Origin of the sequence: Arthrobacter caoxuetaonis (assembly GCF_023921125.1) — a bacterium.
GTDB classification, from domain to species: domain Bacteria; phylum Actinomycetota; class Actinomycetes; order Actinomycetales; family Micrococcaceae; genus Arthrobacter_B; species Arthrobacter_B caoxuetaonis.
In genome coordinates this window covers 139,454-157,697 of the sequence record NZ_CP099467.1, presented here as the reverse complement: position 1 = coordinate 157,697, position 18,244 = coordinate 139,454, and the positions used below count along the sequence as shown (strand labels likewise).

Annotated in this window: 24 protein-coding genes and 31 tRNA genes; 52 read left to right on the top strand and 3 right to left on the bottom strand. The window is 63.6% G+C overall.

Features of this window, described 5'->3' with window-relative positions:
* The first annotated feature begins 12 nt into the window (after nt 1-12).
* From NF551_RS17590 to NF551_RS17520, 15 genes are all read left to right on the top strand, one after another.
* Nucleotides 13-100 (top strand) — tRNA-Ser (locus NF551_RS17590).
* Nucleotides 101-113: 13 nt separating this feature from the next.
* Nucleotides 114-200, top strand: a tRNA-Ser gene (locus tag NF551_RS17585).
* Between the two features lie 92 nt (nt 201-292).
* Nucleotides 293-366: transfer RNA gene (locus NF551_RS17580), tRNA-Pro, on the top strand.
* Between the two features lie 81 nt (nt 367-447).
* Nucleotides 448-585 (top strand) — tRNA-OTHER (locus tag NF551_RS17575).
* Between the two features lie 67 nt (nt 586-652).
* Nucleotides 653-728, top strand: a tRNA-Ala gene (locus NF551_RS17570).
* 1 nt (nt 729) lies between these two features.
* A tRNA-Ala gene (locus tag NF551_RS17565) sits at nt 730-802 on the top strand.
* A 41-nt stretch (nt 803-843) separates the two neighbouring features.
* Nucleotides 844-1,395 (top strand): HAD domain-containing protein, encoded by a 552-nt coding sequence (locus tag NF551_RS17560; protein ID WP_227897718.1) that lies wholly within the window; start codon nt 844-846, stop codon nt 1,393-1,395.
* A 47-nt stretch (nt 1,396-1,442) separates the two neighbouring features.
* Entirely contained in the window at nt 1,443-1,646 is a 204-nt protein-coding gene (locus NF551_RS17555) for a hypothetical protein (protein WP_227897719.1), read from the top strand.
* A 38-nt stretch (nt 1,647-1,684) separates the two neighbouring features.
* A tRNA-Lys gene (locus NF551_RS17550) sits at nt 1,685-1,757 on the top strand.
* Nucleotides 1,758-1,786: 29 nt separating this feature from the next.
* Nucleotides 1,787-1,860 (top strand) — tRNA-Lys (locus NF551_RS17545).
* Between the two features lie 204 nt (nt 1,861-2,064).
* A tRNA-Ile gene (locus NF551_RS17540) sits at nt 2,065-2,138 on the top strand.
* A gap of 1 nt (nt 2,139) precedes the next feature.
* Nucleotides 2,140-2,388 (top strand): helix-turn-helix domain-containing protein, encoded by a 249-nt coding sequence (locus NF551_RS17535; protein WP_227897720.1) that lies wholly within the window; start codon nt 2,140-2,142, stop codon nt 2,386-2,388.
* A gap of 10 nt (nt 2,389-2,398) precedes the next feature.
* Nucleotides 2,399-2,471: transfer RNA gene (locus tag NF551_RS17530), tRNA-Asn, on the top strand.
* Between the two features lie 78 nt (nt 2,472-2,549).
* Nucleotides 2,550-2,624: transfer RNA gene (locus NF551_RS17525), tRNA-Asp, on the top strand.
* A gap of 45 nt (nt 2,625-2,669) precedes the next feature.
* A tRNA-Gln gene (locus tag NF551_RS17520) sits at nt 2,670-2,742 on the top strand.
* 44 nt (nt 2,743-2,786) lie between these two features.
* On the opposite strand, the gene NF551_RS17515 is transcribed toward NF551_RS17520, so the two are convergent.
* Entirely contained in the window at nt 2,787-3,350 is a 564-nt protein-coding gene (locus NF551_RS17515) for an NUDIX hydrolase (protein ID WP_227897721.1), read from the bottom strand.
* Between the two features lie 147 nt (nt 3,351-3,497).
* Between NF551_RS17515 and NF551_RS17510 the strand changes: the two genes are divergently transcribed.
* From NF551_RS17510 to NF551_RS17390, 25 genes are all read left to right on the top strand, one after another.
* Nucleotides 3,498-3,570 (top strand) — tRNA-Arg (locus NF551_RS17510).
* 18 nt (nt 3,571-3,588) lie between these two features.
* Nucleotides 3,589-3,661, top strand: a tRNA-Glu gene (locus NF551_RS17505).
* Nucleotides 3,662-3,704: 43 nt separating this feature from the next.
* Nucleotides 3,705-3,777: transfer RNA gene (locus NF551_RS17500), tRNA-Glu, on the top strand.
* Between the two features lie 14 nt (nt 3,778-3,791).
* Nucleotides 3,792-3,864, top strand: a tRNA-Arg gene (locus NF551_RS17495).
* A gap of 11 nt (nt 3,865-3,875) precedes the next feature.
* A tRNA-Ile gene (locus NF551_RS17490) sits at nt 3,876-3,949 on the top strand.
* Between the two features lie 7 nt (nt 3,950-3,956).
* Nucleotides 3,957-4,029, top strand: a tRNA-Leu gene (locus NF551_RS17485).
* Between the two features lie 539 nt (nt 4,030-4,568).
* The gene (locus tag NF551_RS17480; protein ID WP_227897722.1) at nt 4,569-4,844 is read left to right on the top strand and encodes a hypothetical protein; all 276 of its coding nucleotides are present in this window, start codon (nt 4,569-4,571) and stop codon (nt 4,842-4,844) included.
* 90 nt (nt 4,845-4,934) lie between these two features.
* A complete protein-coding gene (locus tag NF551_RS17475) occupies nt 4,935-5,237 on the top strand; it encodes a hypothetical protein (RefSeq protein WP_227897723.1) in 303 nt (100 codons plus the stop codon).
* Between the two features lie 7 nt (nt 5,238-5,244).
* Nucleotides 5,245-5,316 (top strand) — tRNA-Val (locus NF551_RS17470).
* Nucleotides 5,317-5,395: 79 nt separating this feature from the next.
* Nucleotides 5,396-5,467: transfer RNA gene (locus NF551_RS17465), tRNA-Val, on the top strand.
* A 42-nt stretch (nt 5,468-5,509) separates the two neighbouring features.
* The gene (locus NF551_RS17460; protein WP_227897724.1) at nt 5,510-5,779 is read left to right on the top strand and encodes a hypothetical protein; all 270 of its coding nucleotides are present in this window, start codon (nt 5,510-5,512) and stop codon (nt 5,777-5,779) included.
* Nucleotides 5,780-5,818: 39 nt separating this feature from the next.
* Nucleotides 5,819-5,891, top strand: a tRNA-Thr gene (locus NF551_RS17455).
* A 135-nt stretch (nt 5,892-6,026) separates the two neighbouring features.
* Nucleotides 6,027-6,099 (top strand) — tRNA-Thr (locus tag NF551_RS17450).
* 177 nt (nt 6,100-6,276) lie between these two features.
* Nucleotides 6,277-6,621, top strand: coding sequence for a hypothetical protein (locus NF551_RS17445; protein WP_227897725.1), 345 nt, complete (start codon nt 6,277-6,279; stop codon nt 6,619-6,621).
* Nucleotides 6,622-6,704 (top strand) — tRNA-Ser (locus NF551_RS17440).
* A 35-nt stretch (nt 6,705-6,739) separates the two neighbouring features.
* Nucleotides 6,740-6,813, top strand: a tRNA-Pro gene (locus tag NF551_RS17435).
* A gap of 41 nt (nt 6,814-6,854) precedes the next feature.
* Nucleotides 6,855-6,940: transfer RNA gene (locus tag NF551_RS17430), tRNA-Ser, on the top strand.
* 28 nt (nt 6,941-6,968) lie between these two features.
* A tRNA-Phe gene (locus NF551_RS17425) sits at nt 6,969-7,041 on the top strand.
* 24 nt (nt 7,042-7,065) lie between these two features.
* Nucleotides 7,066-7,138: transfer RNA gene (locus NF551_RS17420), tRNA-Gly, on the top strand.
* 40 nt (nt 7,139-7,178) lie between these two features.
* Nucleotides 7,179-7,250 (top strand) — tRNA-Thr (locus NF551_RS17415).
* A 34-nt stretch (nt 7,251-7,284) separates the two neighbouring features.
* Nucleotides 7,285-7,361, top strand: a tRNA-Gly gene (locus NF551_RS17410).
* Nucleotides 7,362-7,431: 70 nt separating this feature from the next.
* Entirely contained in the window at nt 7,432-8,016 is a 585-nt protein-coding gene (locus tag NF551_RS17405; protein WP_227897726.1) for a hypothetical protein, read from the top strand.
* A 39-nt stretch (nt 8,017-8,055) separates the two neighbouring features.
* Nucleotides 8,056-8,127: transfer RNA gene (locus tag NF551_RS17400), tRNA-His, on the top strand.
* Between the two features lie 119 nt (nt 8,128-8,246).
* The gene (gene dut, locus NF551_RS17395; protein ID WP_227897727.1) at nt 8,247-8,687 is read left to right on the top strand and encodes a dUTP diphosphatase; all 441 of its coding nucleotides are present in this window, start codon (nt 8,247-8,249) and stop codon (nt 8,685-8,687) included.
* Nucleotides 8,688-8,712: 25 nt separating this feature from the next.
* The gene (locus NF551_RS17390; RefSeq protein WP_227897728.1) at nt 8,713-9,021 is read left to right on the top strand and encodes a hypothetical protein; all 309 of its coding nucleotides are present in this window, start codon (nt 8,713-8,715) and stop codon (nt 9,019-9,021) included.
* 59 nt (nt 9,022-9,080) lie between these two features.
* Here NF551_RS17390 and NF551_RS17385 read toward each other — a convergent pair whose 3' ends face one another.
* Both NF551_RS17385 and NF551_RS17380 read right to left on the bottom strand, forming a co-directional pair.
* A complete protein-coding gene (locus NF551_RS17385; RefSeq protein WP_227897729.1) occupies nt 9,081-10,052 on the bottom strand; it encodes a DUF7007 domain-containing protein in 972 nt (323 codons plus the stop codon).
* A 43-nt stretch (nt 10,053-10,095) separates the two neighbouring features.
* Nucleotides 10,096-10,587: a hypothetical protein gene (locus NF551_RS17380; protein ID WP_227897730.1), complete on the bottom strand. Its 492-nt coding sequence runs from the start codon at nt 10,585-10,587 to the stop codon at nt 10,096-10,098.
* A 186-nt stretch (nt 10,588-10,773) separates the two neighbouring features.
* Between NF551_RS17380 and NF551_RS17375 the strand changes: the two genes are divergently transcribed.
* The 12 genes from NF551_RS17375 to NF551_RS17320 all read left to right on the top strand — a co-directional run bounded on the left by NF551_RS17375 (nt 10,774) and on the right by NF551_RS17320 (nt 18,229).
* Nucleotides 10,774-12,051: a hypothetical protein gene (locus NF551_RS17375; protein ID WP_227897731.1), complete on the top strand. Its 1,278-nt coding sequence runs from the start codon at nt 10,774-10,776 to the stop codon at nt 12,049-12,051.
* A gap of 94 nt (nt 12,052-12,145) precedes the next feature.
* Nucleotides 12,146-12,802 carry a hypothetical protein gene (locus NF551_RS17370; RefSeq protein ID WP_227897732.1) on the top strand — a complete coding sequence of 219 codons (657 nt, stop codon included), beginning with the start codon at nt 12,146-12,148 and terminating at the stop codon, nt 12,800-12,802.
* An 87-nt stretch (nt 12,803-12,889) separates the two neighbouring features.
* Nucleotides 12,890-13,369, top strand: coding sequence for a hypothetical protein (locus NF551_RS17365; RefSeq protein WP_227897733.1), 480 nt, complete (start codon nt 12,890-12,892; stop codon nt 13,367-13,369).
* Nucleotides 13,370-13,497: 128 nt separating this feature from the next.
* Nucleotides 13,498-14,265 carry a hypothetical protein gene (locus tag NF551_RS17360; RefSeq protein ID WP_227897734.1) on the top strand — a complete coding sequence of 256 codons (768 nt, stop codon included), beginning with the start codon at nt 13,498-13,500 and terminating at the stop codon, nt 14,263-14,265.
* A gap of 163 nt (nt 14,266-14,428) precedes the next feature.
* Nucleotides 14,429-15,244 (top strand): histidine phosphatase family protein, encoded by an 816-nt coding sequence (locus NF551_RS17355; RefSeq protein WP_252605000.1) that lies wholly within the window; start codon nt 14,429-14,431, stop codon nt 15,242-15,244.
* Between the two features lie 121 nt (nt 15,245-15,365).
* Complete coding sequence (locus NF551_RS17350; protein WP_227897736.1) at nt 15,366-16,130, top strand: hypothetical protein; 765 nt, start codon at nt 15,366-15,368, stop codon at nt 16,128-16,130.
* 66 nt (nt 16,131-16,196) lie between these two features.
* Nucleotides 16,197-16,589: a hypothetical protein gene (locus NF551_RS17345; RefSeq protein WP_227897737.1), complete on the top strand. Its 393-nt coding sequence runs from the start codon at nt 16,197-16,199 to the stop codon at nt 16,587-16,589.
* Between the two features lie 5 nt (nt 16,590-16,594).
* The gene (locus NF551_RS17340; RefSeq protein WP_227897738.1) at nt 16,595-17,242 is read left to right on the top strand and encodes a hypothetical protein; all 648 of its coding nucleotides are present in this window, start codon (nt 16,595-16,597) and stop codon (nt 17,240-17,242) included.
* Nucleotides 17,243-17,268: 26 nt separating this feature from the next.
* Entirely contained in the window at nt 17,269-17,547 is a 279-nt protein-coding gene (locus NF551_RS17335; RefSeq protein ID WP_227897740.1) for a hypothetical protein, read from the top strand.
* Between the two features lie 29 nt (nt 17,548-17,576).
* A tRNA-Cys gene (locus NF551_RS17330) sits at nt 17,577-17,650 on the top strand.
* Between the two features lie 122 nt (nt 17,651-17,772).
* The gene (locus NF551_RS17325; protein WP_227897741.1) at nt 17,773-17,916 is read left to right on the top strand and encodes a hypothetical protein; all 144 of its coding nucleotides are present in this window, start codon (nt 17,773-17,775) and stop codon (nt 17,914-17,916) included.
* 91 nt (nt 17,917-18,007) lie between these two features.
* Nucleotides 18,008-18,229, top strand: coding sequence for a hypothetical protein (locus tag NF551_RS17320; protein ID WP_227897742.1), 222 nt, complete (start codon nt 18,008-18,010; stop codon nt 18,227-18,229).
* The last annotated feature ends 15 nt before the right edge of the window (nt 18,230-18,244 follow it).

The following is an 18,244-nucleotide window of genomic DNA, read 5'->3' as shown; positions in this document are numbered from 1 at the left end:
CGCAGTACCAATGGAGACCCCAGCCGAGGGATGGCGGCGGCGCCGGCTTCGAACACCGGTTGCGGTAACACGCGTGGGAGTTCGATCCTCCCGGTCTCCGCTCAGCAGTACCTGGAGAGTAAGCGAATGGCCAGCAGGCCGACTGCTAATCGGCCAAGACGGGGCGACCTGTCGTCCGGGTTCAAATCCCGGGCTCTCCGCAAACGGCCACCGGTGAGAGATCGCCGGTCTGCCGGATACATAGGGGTTGAAACGATTACCTCACCCCCGTTGCCAGGAGCAGCGGGGACCGCGGGACGTAGCTCAGCTTGGAAGAGCGCCTGGTTTGGGACCAGGAAGTCGCAGGTTCAAATCCTGTCGTCCCGACGAACCGGTGTGAAAGCCGGTTTGATGGTCCAGCCGCCGGATCAGCCCAGCCGAATGGGCGGATCAGGAGGCAAAGCCATCAGGAGTGTGGCCCGGCTTGGCAGGGCGCCTCCCGGCTATGGAATGCGGGTTCAAATCCCGCCGTCCGCTTCGGCGCGGATGCCACCTGGTAGGGCCAGAACGGGAAGGAAGCCGCGGGTTCAAATCCCGTCACTCCACGCCGCCTGATCTCAGGGCGCTCAGGGACCAGATGCTCCCTCCGGTTTGAAGGCCGGGAAACATCTATGGGGATATGGCGCAGTTGGTAGCGCGTCTGCATGGCATGCAGAAGGTCCCGGGTTCGAACCCCGGTATCTCCACCACGGGGACTTAGCTCAGCTGGTAGAGCACCTGCCTTGCAAGCAGGGGGTCGCGGGTTCAAATCCCGCAGTCTCCACGAGCCAGATTCAGGCCCACGCCAGCGGAAGGGAGCGCGCGGTGATCAACTGGTACAGCGACGTCGACGGCGTCTACAACGCATACACCGACCACCGCTTCGACCCTGCACCCAGGGACGCATCCGGCTGGCACGGCACCTGGCAGCCGATGGAAATCGGGGGAGCCTTCCCCGGCTGGTGGTCCGAGGAGCTGGTCTCTGAACTGGACCGCCTGATTGCCCATCCGCAGATCACCCCCAAATGGCTGACCACCTGGGAAGAAGGCGCACCGGAACAGCTTGCACCTGCACTGTCCATCACGGGCGGCTCCGACTGGCCTGTACTGACGGGCATCGAATACGACAACCCCATGAAGTGGCAGTGGTGGAAGCTCGCCGCGCTGAAGAACGATCTGGCCGCGACCGCACCGGATGCATTCATCTGGGTGGAGGACGATGTTCCCTTCGATCCGAACACCATTGTGTGGCTGCAGACCATGTCCATCCCGCACCTGGTGATCTCCCCGAAGACAGCCATTGGCGTCACCCGGGACCACGTTGCGCAGATCGAGGCGTTCATCGGTGAGATTTCCGCAGGCGTCCGCACACATTAGGTGAGGACGAACGGGAAATGCCGGTCGCTGATGAAGGAGTGCAACCGATGAATAAGCGCTACACCGCGATCGTGAAAATCGTTGAGGTCGAAGAGACTGTGGCGGCCGGCCAGCCGCGCCGCCATATGGACGGTGCACCAAACCCGAGCCACAAGACGGACACCGAGATCCTTTCGGTCACGATGCGCAGCGAATCCCTTGAAGAACTCAAGGAGCAGCTGGCGGCACACGTCGGGCTGGTCAAGGGGTAGTTCAGGAAAGGTCAATGACGGTCCGGAAAGACGGATGCGCCTCTGTAGCTCAGTTGGTAGAGCAGCGGACTTTTAATCCGCGGGTCCAGGGTTCGAGCCCCTGCGGAGGCACGCAATATGACAGCCGGAAAGACGGCAATGCCTTCGTAGCTCAGTTGGTCAGAGCATCCGACTCTTAATCGGAGGGTCCCGAGTTCAAGTCTCGGCGAGGGCACGTAGCAGCGATCAGTCCGCGGCAGGACGCACCCATCATGAATGCCGGGATGATGAACGCTGCACCGAACCGGGCGCCGGCACCCCGACGGAGCAATCCGTAAATCCGGCCGCAGTACCGCCAGCGCTGAAGTCCGGGCCGAAAATCCCGGGTGCCGATGCTGAGCCCCGCAAGGGAGAGCTGAAGCGGGCGGTGGCTGCGAGAGGTCAATTAGCTCAGTCGGTTAGAGCGCCGCCCTGATAAGGCGGAGGTCCGGGGTTCAATCCCCTGATTGGCCACATGGAAACACGAACGGGCCAGCAGCTCGCCGATGCGAACCTGGCAAACCAGAGCCAAATGGTTGACCAGCTCGCCGTCCTACGGCATGAGCACGGTCTGACCCTCGAAGAAGTGTCCCGGCGCTGCAGCGCAGATGCCGCGGAGGTGCTTGCCTTCGAGCGTCACGGTGAAGCGACGGCATCCTTCCTGCGGCGCTATGCAGCGGCGGTGGGTGCGGTCGTACAGTTCAGTGTTTCCCCGGCCGGGTAACTGGCCGTATTCCCCTGTAGCTCAACTGGCAGAGCAGCCGACTGTTAATCGGCAGGTTCCTGGTTCGAGCCCAGGTGGGGGAGCGATGCGGCACAGCCGTAGATGCGCATTGATGTGCGGTTTCCCGCCGTAACGGATGTGCCCGGTAAAAGTCCGGACCTGGAGATGTGGCTCAGATGGCCTAGAGCACCCGCCTGTCACGCGGGAGACCGCGGGTTCGAATCCCGTCATTTCCGCGATCCGGAGTAACACTCGCCGTACCGCGGTGAGAGGCCGGATGATGCGCCGTAGGGTAATTGGCAACCCACCTGCCTCTGGAGCAGGGGAGCCCTGGTTCGAGTCCAGGCGGCGCAGCGCGCACCCGCAAGCCAAGCTGACCTGCGGGTGCATGGCCGCGGCTAGAAGTGGCCGCCGGCGAAAGCGATCGCCAGTGCAGCGAGGGTGACCCCGCTGCTGATACCGCCGTTGCCCATGAGGTCGCGGATCTGTTCGATGCTGTACCACTCTGTGACGGCCCCGGACTCTCCTTCCATGAAGTCGGGGTCGGTTTCTTCGGCGCTGACCCGGGTCAGCCAGGCAGAACCCATGGTGGTGGTTGTACCTGGCGCCTGGAAGAAGGTGCCAAGAAGCTTTGCACTTTCGGCGTGAAGCCCAGTCTCTTCTTCCAGCTCCCGGATGGCGTGCTCAGCTTCCAGGGTGGCAGCACCGCCTCCTGGAAGTTCAAGGACGAACTCATCCACCGGGTACCGGTGCTGACGGACAAGGGCGATGTGATCGACACCGTCAATGTCGGCGACAGCTATGCAGCTGACTCCAAAGCCTCCGCGCGTGTACACGTACTGGCCCGCGGATCCGTCGGGCCTGATGATGCTGTCCTGAACCACCTCGAGGTAGGGGTTGGCGAAAACGACGCCTCCGTCTACCCGCTGAATGGTCTCAGTCTGTGTCCTGGCAACGCTCATGATCCTGCTCTCTGCCCGAGGGCGTTCTGCCAAGCTGGGTGCCTGCACCCCGCTCAGTCCAGGGCCCGCAAAGTGCAGGGCCTCATATCTGTATGAGTGCGGCTGCCTGCAGCTGCGCGCAGCGTCGGACGCTCCAAATGCCAATAGGCCCGCGTAGCTCAAGGGATAGAGCGCCCGCCTCCGGAGCGGGAGGCTGCAGGTTCGAATCCTGCCGCGGGCACGCACGACCAAACACCTGGCCCCCATCGTCTAGCGGCCTAGGACACTGCCCTTTCAAGGCAGCGGCACGGGTTCGAATCCCGTTGGGGGTACGCAGCACAGCACGACGGCATTCCTGGCATCTGCCGGGAACTTGCCCCCATCGTCCAGAGGCCTAGGACACCGCCCTCTCAAGGCGGAGACACGGGTTCGAATCCCGTTGGGGGTACGCAGTATCATCCCGCCCTGGTAGCTCAGCGGATAGATCGCCTGACTACGGATCAGGAGGCCGCAGGTTCGAATCCTGTCCAGGGCTCGCAAGACCAGTCCTCCATAGCTCAGCCTGGCAGAGCAGCGAACTCATAATTCGAAGGCCGCTGGTTCAAATCCAGCTGGAGGGACTCAACTGCCCGCCTGGCCCAACGGCAGAGGCGCCGGCCTCAAAAGTCGGAAGGTCCGGGTTCGATTCCCGGGGCGGGCACGCAACTTTTGTCCCGGAGCCACGATCCGTGTAAGAAGGATGGTTGAAGCTCTGACTATGGGGGGAATTTTGCGTTTGAAAAGCATGGCTGCCGCCTCTGTCCTGGGGCTGCTCCTGATGACCGGTTGTGCAGCTTAACCGGGCCCTCATAACAGGGTCGACTATGACGGGGTCGACGCCCTCAAGGACGCCTATGTCAGCGCAGGCGGAGAATGCCGCGTCTGGGATCGGAACGACAAGGGAACCCACTCCGAAGAGTCCGGATCCTGCGGATACACCGCGGCCCTGTCCTACTACGGCGATAACACCGAAGGCTACGACTACGACTATGCGCAAAAGCGCAGGCTGAAAGTGCCGATGATCATCGGACCCAACTGGATTATCCAGACCGAGATCTCCGACTTCGGTACAGCGCACAAACTCGCCGAAGACATGGGAGGCAAATACGACAAGGGCAAGCGATGGTGAGAAACCGGGCCTCCTCCGCACACATAGGCGGTGAACGGGAGCAGCAGGCTCCCTGACACCCAGGAGGAACCATGTCAGCCGCCGCGCCCGCCGCATACACGTTCAACGCGGACATTTACGGTCCTGAGTGCATCGTTGAAGCCATGATCTCGACGGATGAATACGAAGGATGGGGCCTGGCCCCGGGCGTCAGCATGAGCGTCGAGGAGAACCTCGATGAGATTGCCGCTGCGTTCAGCATCGACCGCAGCGACGAGACCAGCTTCGACAGTGATGCTTTCCCGAAAGCTGTCTTCAGCCACCAGCTCAACGGTGAATGCTGCGGCCAGTGCGGGGAGGAAATCTAGGACCTGCCGGCCGGGGAGAGTTCGGGGCCGTTCCGCACACATAGATGGTGAGCGACCAGCTCAACCCCCTCAAGACGGAACGAGTACCCAATGACTTACTTTGGCGGCTGCCAGCTGGAAGAGCATGACACCGATCCTGACTCCTCCAGCCACCGAATCGTTCCGGGCACGTGGCGCGAAGCAACATGCGCCGAAAGTGACGAGGTTCGCAAGAACCAGGACCTCACAGTCTGGTCCGGCCACACGGACACCGAAGGCAGGTACGGGGAAGCTCTGATGTTCACCTCCTGGGGCTCAGGGGACGGCCGGACACCGGTAGTCGCCGACGTCAGGTACATGGACAAAGACAAAGACAAGCCGTGCGAACACCGCATCTACGAAGTAGCCGGATAACGGCTGCGCCTGTATAGCTCAGCGGCAGAGCGCCCGCCTCACACGCGGGAGGTCCGAGGGTCAGCACCTCGTACAGGCACAGGGGTCTAGCTGCACCCCGGGATCTGAGACCTCCCGAAGCAGCCCGGACGCCCGGCCCCAACCAGGGCGTCCATCAAGCCTGGCTAGCTCAACGGCAGAGCGCCCGCCCGACACGCGGGAGGCACGGGGGTCGGCACCCCGGTCAGGTACGCAACATCCCCTACGAATGGTGCCCCCAGGAAGAGGAAACGATGTCTGCAGTGCAGAAGGTCCGCAACCTCGCCCGCTGGGCCTGGGAGAAGGATCAGGAGCTGGTCACTTCCGGCCGCAGCCTTGACGGGAACCATCCCGATTCGGGGCTGATCGACCGGGCATGGGTCCGCTCCTGCCTTCACCCGAGGATTGAGGACCGCGCAATCGACAGGGCCCTGCGGAGCCTTGTTGAAAGCGGTGAACTGGAGCTGGTGAAACCCGGCTCCCGCGAAATGTACCGCTTGGCGAAGCCCGGCTTCGACAAGTAATCCGCCGCTGCCGGGCCCGGGAAGCCGGGTGCCGGCGGTGCCCCTTTAGCTCAGCGGCTAGAGCAACCGCCTTGTAAGCGGTAGGTCGCCGGTTCAAATCCGGCAAGGGGCTCTGGGGCTGGCACGGGATCCCCAGGCAGTGAAGCAGGACCGAGAACCGTCAGGGTGCGCTAACGCCCGGACCGGAAGGAGGACCTGCCTAATGCCGAACCACTGCCCGGCAGCGCTTTAGCGGGCCTGTCGTCACGCCCTGTTAGCTCAGTTGGTAGAGCAGCCGTTTCGTAAGCGGCAGGTCGCCGGTTCAAATCCGGCATAGGGCTCGCCAGGCCGTACGGGGTTGATTACCCCCGCGGGGAACGCCGGCCGTCGTCAAGCCGGGCCGCCCCGACGGCCAACTGCCGGCAGGTGCAAAGTCACACCGCGCGTGCAGCGTGGAGGTCGTGGTACAAACCCGCGGCTGGCAGGGCAACCAACTTCACTCCAGGGGAGGCAACACCGTGAGTTCCCGATACGTCGACGAGGCGGTCAACACAGCGCTGCACATGCTGCGCAATATGGACATCCTGCCCTACGACGACATCTTCGAGCAGCTGTTCGATCGGTGCTCACCCGGCCTTGTACTGTCCCAGAAAGTCGTTCTCTACCCCCAGTTCCGGCAGGCGGTTGAACCGGAGCTGCTCCGACAGATCCGCAAGAACGGACTGTTCGGGGTCGTGAACGGGTACTGGACGCACGTAGCAGCCAGCCAGCTGCTCCAGGAAGCCAGGGCCGGTGACTATCTCACACCGGAGGAAATACGCCTTGAGGACCGGGCATTGGGCCGGACTTGGGGGCACCACTAAGGAGGATTGGCTGAGCGGCCGAAGGCAGCGGTCTTGAAAACCGTCCCGGGAAACCGGCGGGGGTTCGAATCCCTCATCCTCCGCTTGCAGTACCCCGGAGCGTTCAGCGTTCCGGTTTCGGAGTGTGGCGCAGTTTGGCAGCGCGCGTCGTTCGGGACGACGAGGTCGCAGGTTCAAATCCTGTCACTCCGACAAAGGGCACCGGCAGCCCATACTGCCGGTGCCCCTCCAATGGCGGGTTTGCCTAGCGGCCTAAGGCAGCGGCTTGGAAAGTCGTAACCGGAAACGGTCGGGGGTTCGAATCCCTCACCCGCCGCCACGGCCTGGAGACTTCTCCGGGCCGCCCCGCCGCTGTAGCTCAGTTGGTAGAGCGCTCGACTGAAAATCGAGAGGTCGCCGGTTCGAAGCCGGCCGGTGGCACTTGGGGCGCAGGCCGCGCCCCTCGCGGAAATAGCTCAGCTGGCAGAGCGCCACCTTGCCAAGGTGGAGGCCGCGGGTTCGATCCCCGTTTTCCGCTCGAAGCCCTGTTTCGGCAGGCAGCCGCGTGAAGCGGTTTCGCCCGGTTAGCTCAGTGGCAGAGCGCGTCCTTGGTAAGGACGAGGCCGCGGGTTCAAACCCCGCATCGGGCTCGATCCGCAGCTGCTTGGTCCAGCTGCGGCTCATGCGGGGGTAGCTCAGCTGGCCAGAGCGCCTGGCTTCCAACCAGGATGTCGCGGGTTCAAATCCCGTCCCCCGCTCCAAAATCCTCCTCTCCGGATCAGGCACGGTCCTGCGGGGAGGGGCACGGTCCTGTCCGCACACATAGCGGCTATGAAGAAGCCGACGAGATCCCAGTGGGATGCCATGCCTGCAGGGACCTATGCCGCGGTCACGCTGCTCAGCGAGGACGACGAAGGAACGTACTACTCGCTGAAGGTGGACGAGGGAGCAGCCGTGAGGGGCGATTACGCTCTCATGGGACCCGGAGCCTGGCAGGCCCTGTTCGATGAGGTCGCCACGGTCGAGCTGCTTCATGTGCCCGGCGGGATGCCCGTCTTCGATCCGGGACCCACCCTGACGTACGGCGAGCTGACCACCCTGCTGGGCACCCACACCCGCGGCAAGCTGCTGCGGATGGTGATCGCCGGTGAACAGTACACCCCTGGACGCCCCTTCCATCACCCGTCCGGTGACGGCGAGGTATCCCTGGGCATCGCTGCTATGCGCCAGTCGGTGGGAGATTTCCTGGACCAGCTCACACGGGTCCGCATCCTGCACAGGGAGCCGTCTGAGCCGCTGGAGATCGCCGACGACATGCCGGTCCGTATCCGGGACAGTAACGCGCGCGACGACGATGCCTGGTCGATCACCGGCCTCCACGTCGACGTCCAGAAGGTTTACCTGGATCTCGCATAGGGGTCCAGGCCAGGTGCCGGCATCCGCCGGCGCCGTTTGGTGCCTGTAGCTCAGTGGCAGAGCGCCCGGTTGTGGTCCGGGAGGCCGCGGGTTCAATCCCCGTCAGGCACCCTCAATGTTCATCAGACAATCAGCCGCCGTTGGTCCACGTTCACTGGGGAGAAACAAGCGCGTCTCCGCACACATAGCTCCTGCCTGCACCAACGCCGGCAGAACGAAAAGAGAACAGCTTGTCGAACACCAAGGTCCTCATCCGGAAACTCGAAGAGGACGCAGTTATTCCTTCCATCGCCACCCCCGGAGATGCAGGCGCTGACCTGTACTCGGTGGCCGGCGGAACCATCCCTGCCGGCTCGTGGGCCGCAGTCGGTACCGGCATCGCCCTTGAACTGGAACCGGGCACTGTAGGCCTCGTCCACCCGCGCTCCGGCCTGGCCGCGAAGAAGGGCATCACCGTCCTGAACGCACCGGGCACCATCGACGCAGGCTACCGCGGCGAAGTGAAGGTCCTGCTCTCGAACACCTCCGACACCGACTTCGTGTACGAGGCCGGTGAACGCATCGCCCAGCTGGTTATCCAGGAGTTCCTGACGCCGGTCTTCGAGGAGGCCGATACGCTCAGCAGCTCGGTCCGCGGAGAAGGCGGCTTCGGGCACACCGGAACCAAGTAAGAGACAGGGAAGGAAGGTCCGGAGCATGCAGGATGACACCGCAGCCGAAGAGGTGAAGGGGATGGACCGCGTCCGCGAGATGCTGGTCGTCAGCGAACGCTCCCACAGGGTCACCTGCAGCAACCCTGACGACCCTTCCCGCCGCACGCTCTACAGCGACACAGTGGACCTAGCACGGGCCCTGGAAACAGTGGAAGGAATCGTCACCTCTGCTGAGGAACGCTACGGTCCTGCCGGGGCTGCACTCGGCGAGGAGATCATGCAGGCGATTGCCCGCGCAGTGGAGCTCGATGAGAGCGTACGATTTGTCCCGGGACGGGGCCAGCGCTTTTAGTGCCCTGTGAGGGTGAAAAGAGGGGCCGGAGGATAACCTCCGGCCCCTCTTGGCATGTCCTAGGATGCCTTCTTGAAGATCTGCAGGCCTTCGACCTTCGGGAGCGTTCGACGCTCCGTCCAGGCCGGGGCCATGTCCTTCCAGTCATCCTCAGGAATCAGGACTGTGCGCGGGTTCAGCGGCTTCTCGTCATTGACCTTGCCGTCTGCGGGGATGTCGGACAGATCGACTGCCACCATGCCCGGATGGCCCTCGGGCTCGAGGTCCAGGCGCAGCATCCGGTCATGGGTTTCAGCCCGCGGCGCCAGGAACTCGCGCGCAGCGATGATGTCGGACTCCTCGGCTGTGATCGGCTTGAACTCGGTGAGCCCGTAGCGCTCCGGATCCTTGCCGACGATCTGGGCGTATTCGTCCGGGTAGTACTTACGGGCTTCCGCATGGGCCTCTTTGAACTTCAGCCGCGAGAGGTCCTTGTAGTGGGTGATCGCGGCAACGCTCCAAGCACAATCCTCCTCGTACCACCCGTCGTGCTTCCTCCATGCCGGATGGACTTCAGCCTGGCGCTTCCGGGAGAGCTTGTAGCCACCGTGCCCGGCAGTCCAGACGTCATCAATGCCGGGGGCGAGTACGTCATGGTTTTCGATGGTTCCCCACGGCGATCGGGCGCCGATCTCCAGCTTGTTGTGCTCGTACTGCAGGGCGCGTTCGCGCAGCTGCTTGCCTCGTTCCTTGCCGGCCTCGGTTGAGTCGACAACGTCCCGTGCCAGTCTCACCGGCCGGCTGCCGCGGTAGTCCACAACGTCAAGGTTGTAGTCCTCGCTGCGGATGTCCTTGGAGACCTCGATACGGACCCCGTCGGCCATCGAGACAAGCTTGCTGGTGTACTCGTCGCCGTCGGCGTCCCATTCGGTGCCGTCGGCGTCCCGCAGGGGGTTCGGAAGGGGTGTGAGCCGGACGCCTGACTCGGTATGAAGGGTTTCAGTGAACCGGCCGATACGGTCCCGGCCCTGCTTTTCATTGGAATTAGTCATGCCCCTCTGTGTGCGGCGCCGGCCGGATTGGTGCAGCCGATGGTCACCTCACGCGGGTGCCAAGTCCGGCATTCATGAACAGGACTTTCAGGTCCATGGTCTGCTGCAGGGGACTTGGCTTCCATCCCAGGGCCGCCTGGACAAAGCCGGACTTGCCCCTTTCCTTTCCAATTTCCCACAACTCGTCATGAACTGGCAGGTGCAGGAAATTCAGGGGTTCACCCGTCTCCGCATGTACGGGCCACGTGTAGAAACTGAGGAAGTTCTCAGACCTGGGGTCCTCGGGATCTTCGGGGCAGAAAGGCGCGTCCTCGAAGAGTCCCGGTCCCGATACAACCCAGCCAATGGGAACGGTCTCCATCGGGCCTATGGTGTTGATCCAGGCTGCCAGTGCCTCTTTGGCGCTCATCTCTTCGGGCACGTAATTGTCCGAGATCGTGTGGGTGCCGGGGAGGATCCATTTCAGGAAGAGGGGCGTCTCCGTCCAGCTGATTTCAATCGAACCCCTGAGCCTGAAATTCCATGTGTTCTGCAACTGCTGCCGCCCTTTCCTATGAAGGTTCCGATCGTAGCTGCCCAGCGGGGTCTGTTCGGTGGCACCCGCGGCCCGCCGGGGAATGCGAAAAACCTGAGGTCTGCGCGGTGCGTTTCGCACTGCTTAACACTGAGCCGGTGACAGCGCCCGTCGATAGGATGTCGGGAAACGGAGCAACGGGGGACCATGAGCATCGAACACGCAAGAAAAATGGCCTTGGAGTACGAGCTGCCGGGGGCGCTCAAAGGCTGTCTCGTGGAACTGTCCCGGAACGCCCTGTTTGCCGCGATGGCAGCTATGGACCGGGGCGAAACCGATGCCGCAATGAACCTCCTGGAAACCGGCTTCAAAGCGAGGCTGGAGGATCAGTCGACTCTGTGCGGAGGCTCTGCGTCGAACTGGAGCTGGATGCATCCTGTGCACTGCACTGCCGCGGCCATTGCCGGCAGGAGTGACCTCATCAGGCTGGCAGCTGCCACGGAGACCAAGGCACTGGAGCAGGTGGCGGAGGGGCTGGACCAGCCGGCAGTGATACTTGAGCTGGACCACCCCGGGATAACCGGCGTCGGACTGACCCCTCCGGCAGAGCTGATACGGCAATACCAGGAGTCTGCGCCGTCATGGGCCGATCGAATCGCCGAGCATCGTGACCGTCTTCTTGAGGCCCTGAAGCTTGTTGACGTTTACCGGGACATCCGGAGCATTGTGGCCGCCGAGCCGGGGATCCGGCAGACAGACCTCGCCGGGCGGCTGCCTGAACCGTTCATCAAGCGCACGTCCACCCTGGTGAACCAGCTGGAGGCCGCCAAAATGGTGGTCACCGGCAAGGACGGGTCCAGGGTGACCGTATGGCCCGCCGACTATCACGATCTGCCGGCCACGCTCCGTGTCGTGAGCCGTCCGTGGACGTTCACCGGCTCTGAGGATTTTGATGACCCAGACGAGCTGCCGGCCTTGGAAGGACAGGCGCTCAGGGTTGTTGGCTGGGCCCGGAACCTGGCGTCAGTCATCAGGCCGGCTATCGAACACCCGGAATCCCCGGAGTCGATTATGGTTCAGGATTTCGCTGGGTACCTGATGGGCACGTCGCAGGCGGAAGGGCACCTGTGCCGCATGGACGACGAATGGCGCGAGCTTGCAATTCTGGGCCATGTCCCGCTTGAGGTGCCGGTCTCCATCCTGTCGAGACACCGGGACAGCGGGTTCTCCAGCGTGAAGGCGCGGTCTATGAAGCGATGGCTCGCTGCCGAACCCCGCCACACGTATCTCGTAATAGTCCCGGGCAAAATCATTGGCGAGTGGGCATTGCGGCCCACCCTCACAGAAGTGCTGGATCCATGCCCTGGGGCTATCCCGGTCACGGTGCTGGAGAACGCTGCCGACCACACGGAGAAGGTCAAGGGCATGCGTAAAGAGATGCTCTGGCTGTGGGAGGCAGAGAAACTGGCTGCGTCCGTGGAATGACGCCCAGTGGCCGGCCTTGGGGAAAGAATGCCCTCTGTCCGCACACATACGTGCTGGAGGGCGGCACCCGGCGGCCCGGTTACGGAGGCACGACGTGGGCGACCACCTTCATAAGGCGATGGGCTGGGCCCTGCCGTCCGGCGTGGACCTGCTGAACCGGGATCACCCGGCCTCGCGCCTCACCATGGCCGAGCACTCCCTTTGGCTGCGCAGCCGGGCATCCCGTGCCAGCGATGAGGCGGTCCGTGACGACATCGAGTACGAGGCCGACCTGCTGGAGAAGTCCCGCAGCGTTTTCCTGGATGCGTGTGTCCTGCATGTTCCGGGCCTGGACGGCGGCACGATGCTCATCACCCCGCCCACCTATCTGTCCGACTGGCATCGAATGGACGACGACCTCGACTGTGCTTTCGCCGAGGACGAGCCTTTCCAGAACATGATCAGCTACATGCCATCCGGCCCGGTGCCTTTCAACCGGTCGTGGATGGATGCGCTGACAGGGCGGCCGCTCCAGGGTCCTGCAGGCGACGCCGCGGCAAAGGCCGGCACAGAGCGCGGTGACCAGGCGGCCCTGCGCGTCAGGATCCAGGGGGAAGAGGCTCCGGCATTCAAGGACCCGGCTGAGGCACGAGATCGGATCGTCCCCGGGATTCCGCGCGAAGTGGTGGACCTGGTCAAGCACCTGGGATCGTTTCTGAGCCCGGAGCAGCTCCTGCGCCTGCGTCCGGCGAAGGCGGCCTGGATCGGCTAACCCGGCTGGAGAGAATCTGCGCTCTGTCCGCACACATAGTGCTTAGAGCAGCCCAAAGCGGACTGCCGGTTGAAAGGACAGACCACCATGGGCATTCAATTCGAACCCGAGTTCCGGGAAGCTGACGTCGAACGCTACGCCTTCGCCTGCGGCCACCCGAACGGCCTGACCACGCACACCTTCGAGTCCCACGGTGATGCCTACACGGCCCTGTGCGACGTCGTCGGGCTGCACGGACACGCTGGATCCCTGGCCGTCTGCGGTGACATGTTCTGCACCTCCGGCGCCGGCAGCATGTCCGTCACCCCGGTGACCCGCGAGGAAACCCCGGTACTGAAGGTGTCCGGCACCAACGGCCACAGAATCCTCCGTGCCGTTGGGCTGCCCGACGACTACTGCGGGTCCGCACCCGCGGACAGCGTTCTTCGCGGCATCCAGGCCGGCACCGAGGCGGCCGCCGCCGGCGTCTACGGCAACGAGTCGGCGTACCTCCTGGAACGCCTCCCGGAGCTGGAAACCGTTGCCCGGTTCGCACAGGAGCGCGGCCTGGCCCTCACCTGGGCGTAGCTCCCAGGCGCGACCTCCCCGAGTCGTCATGCTCGGTCATACCGCCCTGGGCAAAGCCTGACGGGACAATGCTCAATGCACCACCCCACGCTCGTGTACGGTTACTACCATTTATCACTGGGGGGACAATGACGAAATATAAGGGCACGATTTTCTTCAATTCGAGGCTCAGCCTGCGCCTCTTCAAAACTGGCCGACTGCTTGCGCGGCTCTCTCTGATATGCGGAATAATCGCCGGCGTCCAGTTCATGGTCCGCCGCGACACTGAGATGCCTGAACCCACCTTTGCCGATGCGGCACCGACAATATTTCTGCTCGGCCTCTGGCTGCTAATCAGGATCGCCATCAGCATCTCGGTCAGAAGATCCATGCGAGAAAGCGCCGCACAGCGCGGTCAAAAGCTCTGGCAATACCAGAAGGATACGGCCAATAAAAAGCTCCGCACCAGCTTCGAACTTTCCGAGAAAGGCAAGTATCCGAATACGAAGCGCGGGCAGGAGCGTCGGGTGGAAGACGCCCTGGCCCTCCACAGGAACCGCCTACGCCTGAGACTGGAGGACGTCCCACGCGTATGGGGCACCCCTGGAACCAAAGCTGGATACAGTCTCCTCCGCGACGCCCAAAAGCAGGGCCAGACGATCGTAGACAAGACCTGCCGTGAATACGCAGTCAGCGAGTACGCCGCAAGGAGCGGTTCCAGTGAATTGAAAGTACGGGAAACCCTGAAGGAAGAGGATGGCTACGGGCCCGTTAGTAAAGCGGTAGCTGAACTGTATGCCTCGGTCCATTACGAGTATGAGGCTTACTTCGAGAATCATGAGCATTCTATCCGGGGCGTGTTGGGCGGATACTCCGACGCCCGGGGCCTGAACGGGACCAAGAGGGTCTATGACTGACAGCTGCCATGAGCCCTGTCTCTGACAATCAAGCTGAGTGGCTGGCCCAGGTGCCCTTCCTCCCTGGGCGTGCCGTACAGGTTCTCCGGATGTGCCGCACACATAGGGTGTAACAGCGAACCCGCCGAACCGAAGCAACACAGCAAGGAGCTCTCTCATGGTCATGCCCAGCAATCTCTTCCTGGTCCGCCACGGCCAGAGCGAAGCGAACATCATGCAGAAGACCTCCAAGGCGGGCGACCAGAGCCTCTACACCGAGGAGACCATGACGGTCCCGGACCGCTCGTGGCGGCTGACGGAGCTGGGTGTCCAGCAGGCGAAGGTTGCCGGTGCATGGATTGCTGAGCAGGGGGTCGGTTTTGACCGGGCCATCGTCTCCACCTACACGCGCACCCGTGAGACTGCAGCGAACCTCGGCCTGAACGTCCGCTGGGAAGAGAACCGCGTCATCCGTGAACGCTCCTGGGGCGAGATTGGATCCATGTCCAAGCAGGACTTTGCCCGCCTGTACACCCAGAACAAGGCCTACCGGGACAGCGACCCGCTTTACTGGGCGCCGCCGGCCGGTGAATCCATCGCCAATGTTGCGGAGAACCGCGTCCGGAACATCCTGAGCACTCTCCACCGGGAGAACGCCCGCGAGAACGTCCTCATGGTCACCCACGGGGAGTTCATGTGGGCCACACGCCTGGTGCTGGAACGCTGGAGCGACGAAGAGTTCCTGGAACGTGACGAGGACAAGTCCCAGACCATCCACAACTGCACGGTCCTTCAGTATTCGGCTGTCAGGCCGGAGGACGGCCAGATCAGCGACAAGCTCACCTGGGTGCGCCGCAGCTGGCCTGTCCAGGTCGACGGTGAGTGGACGATGTTCGTCGGCGGCTGGGAGCCCTTCGACCGCAAATACTTCACCAACGAGGAGCTGCTGGAGAAGGCGGACGCCAACCGGCACTTCTTCCAGGACTCTTTCGGCAGCTGACAGCCGGGCAAGGCACCGGGGACCCCAATGGACCCGGTGCTTTCCTGCGCCTGCGGAACGGGAGCCGCACACAGACGGGCGAATACGGCACACCGCCGCCCCGCACCTGAAAGCAGGACCCATGACCAGCCTGGAAAACACCCAGCCGCGCGCCGCCGACGGCAAATGGCTTCCCACCTCACGACGCGAACCGAACGGCGTCGTCCTGTCCGGGCAGCGCGGGCTGTCCCGCCTGGAGCCGATCATGGCCACCGTGGACCTGCAGGAGTGGAACGACGACGAAGCAGAGGACGCCGGCACCGTCGAGTTCGACGCCGCACCGATCCTGGCCGGCATCGTGCCGAACCTCACCACTGAGGAGCTGGCGAACCTCGACTACAGCACCCGGGACGACATCTTCAACGAAGCCATGGCGCGGGGTTTCGTGCCCATCCACGACGGGCCCTTCGAGCTTCACGTCCAGGAGTCGCTCGACGCTGCACTGTCCAAGAACCCGGCATACTTCGATACCCCGTACCCGCATGAGAAGACGGTCCGGCACCCCGACGTCGTCATCCAGTCTCCCCTGAGCGCGTACGAGATGGGCTTCCGCGCAGACAGCGACGGCTATGTGGAGACCCTCGCAGTCCTGGACATCGACGAGATGAGCGAGCAGGATCCGTCAGATCACTGGGGCACGGTCAGCAGGACGGTTACCGGAGGCGAGCTGCTCATGGACATGAATCGGATCCCGCATTCGGTCTCCACGCACAAGGACTCGGGCGCACCCCAGGCCGTCTTCCGCATCACCGGCGACGTCTCAGCTGCCGTCGAGTGCATGAGCGACGAAGAGCAGGATCTCTTCGAGGCGGGCATGGCTGACGCAGCCGCCCTCCAGGGACGCTGAAAACCCTCACCGCCGGGTGGGGGCCCGGCGGTGAGCTCCCTGCCCGCCTCCGCACACATAGAGGGTATGGAACCCACAGCCATCCAGCCCAAGTCCGCCCGCCCCGCCCCTGAGCTCCGCGAACGCCACGTCCTCGTGTGGTTCGAAGATGACCGCGGCGTACCCCAGCCGGTCCTGACCTGCATGCACGGCCCTGTCACCGACCCGTTCGGGTGCTTCAAGGCCTACGTCGAGGCAGACAGCCACATCCTGGACGACGGATACCAGGGGGAGCGGGACCCCGACCATCTGTGCACCGGAGTCATCGAGTCGTGGCCGCTGGACGCCAGCCCCGAGTCGGAACTGCTCTGGGACGTCATGGACGAGGAACCGGAGATCGACTGGAAAGCGGTCCACACCGAAACGCTCCGGGCCGTGAACCGCGGCCGGGGACGGAAAGCCCTGCTGCCGCACACATAGAAGCTATGGAGACAGCACCCATCCCCGAGACCCCGCCCGCTGGTCCGGGACCAGCCGTCCAGGAACACCAGGTGGCGTGGTTCGTCGGCAACGGCATCGAGTTCGACCTCGAATGCCGGCACCCCGCGGACCCTGCCGTGCCGTGCGACCGGGAACTGCTCATCTCCCTTGGGGGAGACGGGCTGATGGAAACACATCTGGGCGGCAAGGTCCCGCTCCGTGACGGTCTGCTCCAGTCCTGGTGGACGGGGGAGCCCGGCGCGGCACAGCTGTGGTGGGACTACAAGACGTCACCTGACTCCGGACCGGCAGCGCTGCCGCCGGTTCCGGACGCTCCCTCCTCGGCGCCGCTGCGCCATACAGGGCTCTTCGGAGACATTGCAGCGGACCGGCGGCCCCGGCACCTGCACGAAGTGCGGCTGTTCATCGAAGACGGATGGTTCGCGCCCGAGCTGACCTGCCTGCACCCGCAGGACGCAGACGACGCGTTCTGCGACAAGGACACCCTGCAGGGGGACAGCATGCTCCAGTATTCGCACCGCGGGCGCACCGGCCTGCGGGACGGAACGATCGAATCCTGGTGGGAGTCCTACCCCGACGGTTCAGACCTGGTCTGGAAGTACGTCGATGACCCCACCCAGGGCCAGGCATAACTCGGTACGACAACCAAAGGAACACCATGGCAGCGTTTGATGACATTTTCCCTGAACTGGACAAGCTCGGCATTGCCTTCACCGAGGCTGAAATCTTCGACGGCTCCGAAATTGCCGCCAACCCGCTGGGCGACCGGATCGGCACCCTTCCCGACCCCGAAATGGCTGCGTATGTCACCGAGGACGGCATCGAGATCATTCCCATCCAGAAGCGTGCAGTAGTGACCTTCGCCGGCAAGACCCCGAAAGAAGCGGCCGAAGAAATCCGTACTGCTGTCGAGATGCTCCGCGGCGGCCAGCCCTAGCGGGCACCCAGCCGCCTTCGGGCGGTCAGGGCGATGTAGGCGAATTGGCAGAGCCGCCGGTCTGCAAAACCGGAATTTGGGGGTTCGAGTCCCCTCATCGCTTCAAGACAACTACCGGGCAGCCGGACGGCAGGAGGAGATATGTCCAGGACTCGGAAAGACCGTCCTGCATGGGCGCGCGCCAGCAACAGGGCGGCTCACCCGGCGCCGGGGCTGGGAGGAGCCATGCGACGCCGCAGTTCATGGATCATCCGGTACGGATCCGAAATGCTGACTCACCGCCAGGCGAGGCGTAGAGCCCGCAGCCTCCTGCACCGCGGGATCGAACCCGAACCCCGCTACCGCACCGGGAAATACTGGAACGACTGACGCCGAAACGCCGTCGGGCCCCGGGACGCATAGAAGCAAAGGAGGGGTGTTCCCTCCCGCGGCCCGCCGCGGCCACCACAAGGAGCCCCACTTGGCATCGAACGAACAGAGCACCGAGGGCATCAAGGCCTTCATCAGCAATAAGGTGATCAGCGGAAACCTGCCGCCCGAAGAGGCAGAGGCAGCACTGGAGCTTCTCGGCACCCTGGACCCGGACAACACGGCCGTCGACGACGTGCATCCCGAGCTGGAACCGGTCAGTGAATTCGAACCGGTCACGATGAGCCCGTCCTGGATCAGGACCCACCGCTAAACCATTCCCCAGCAA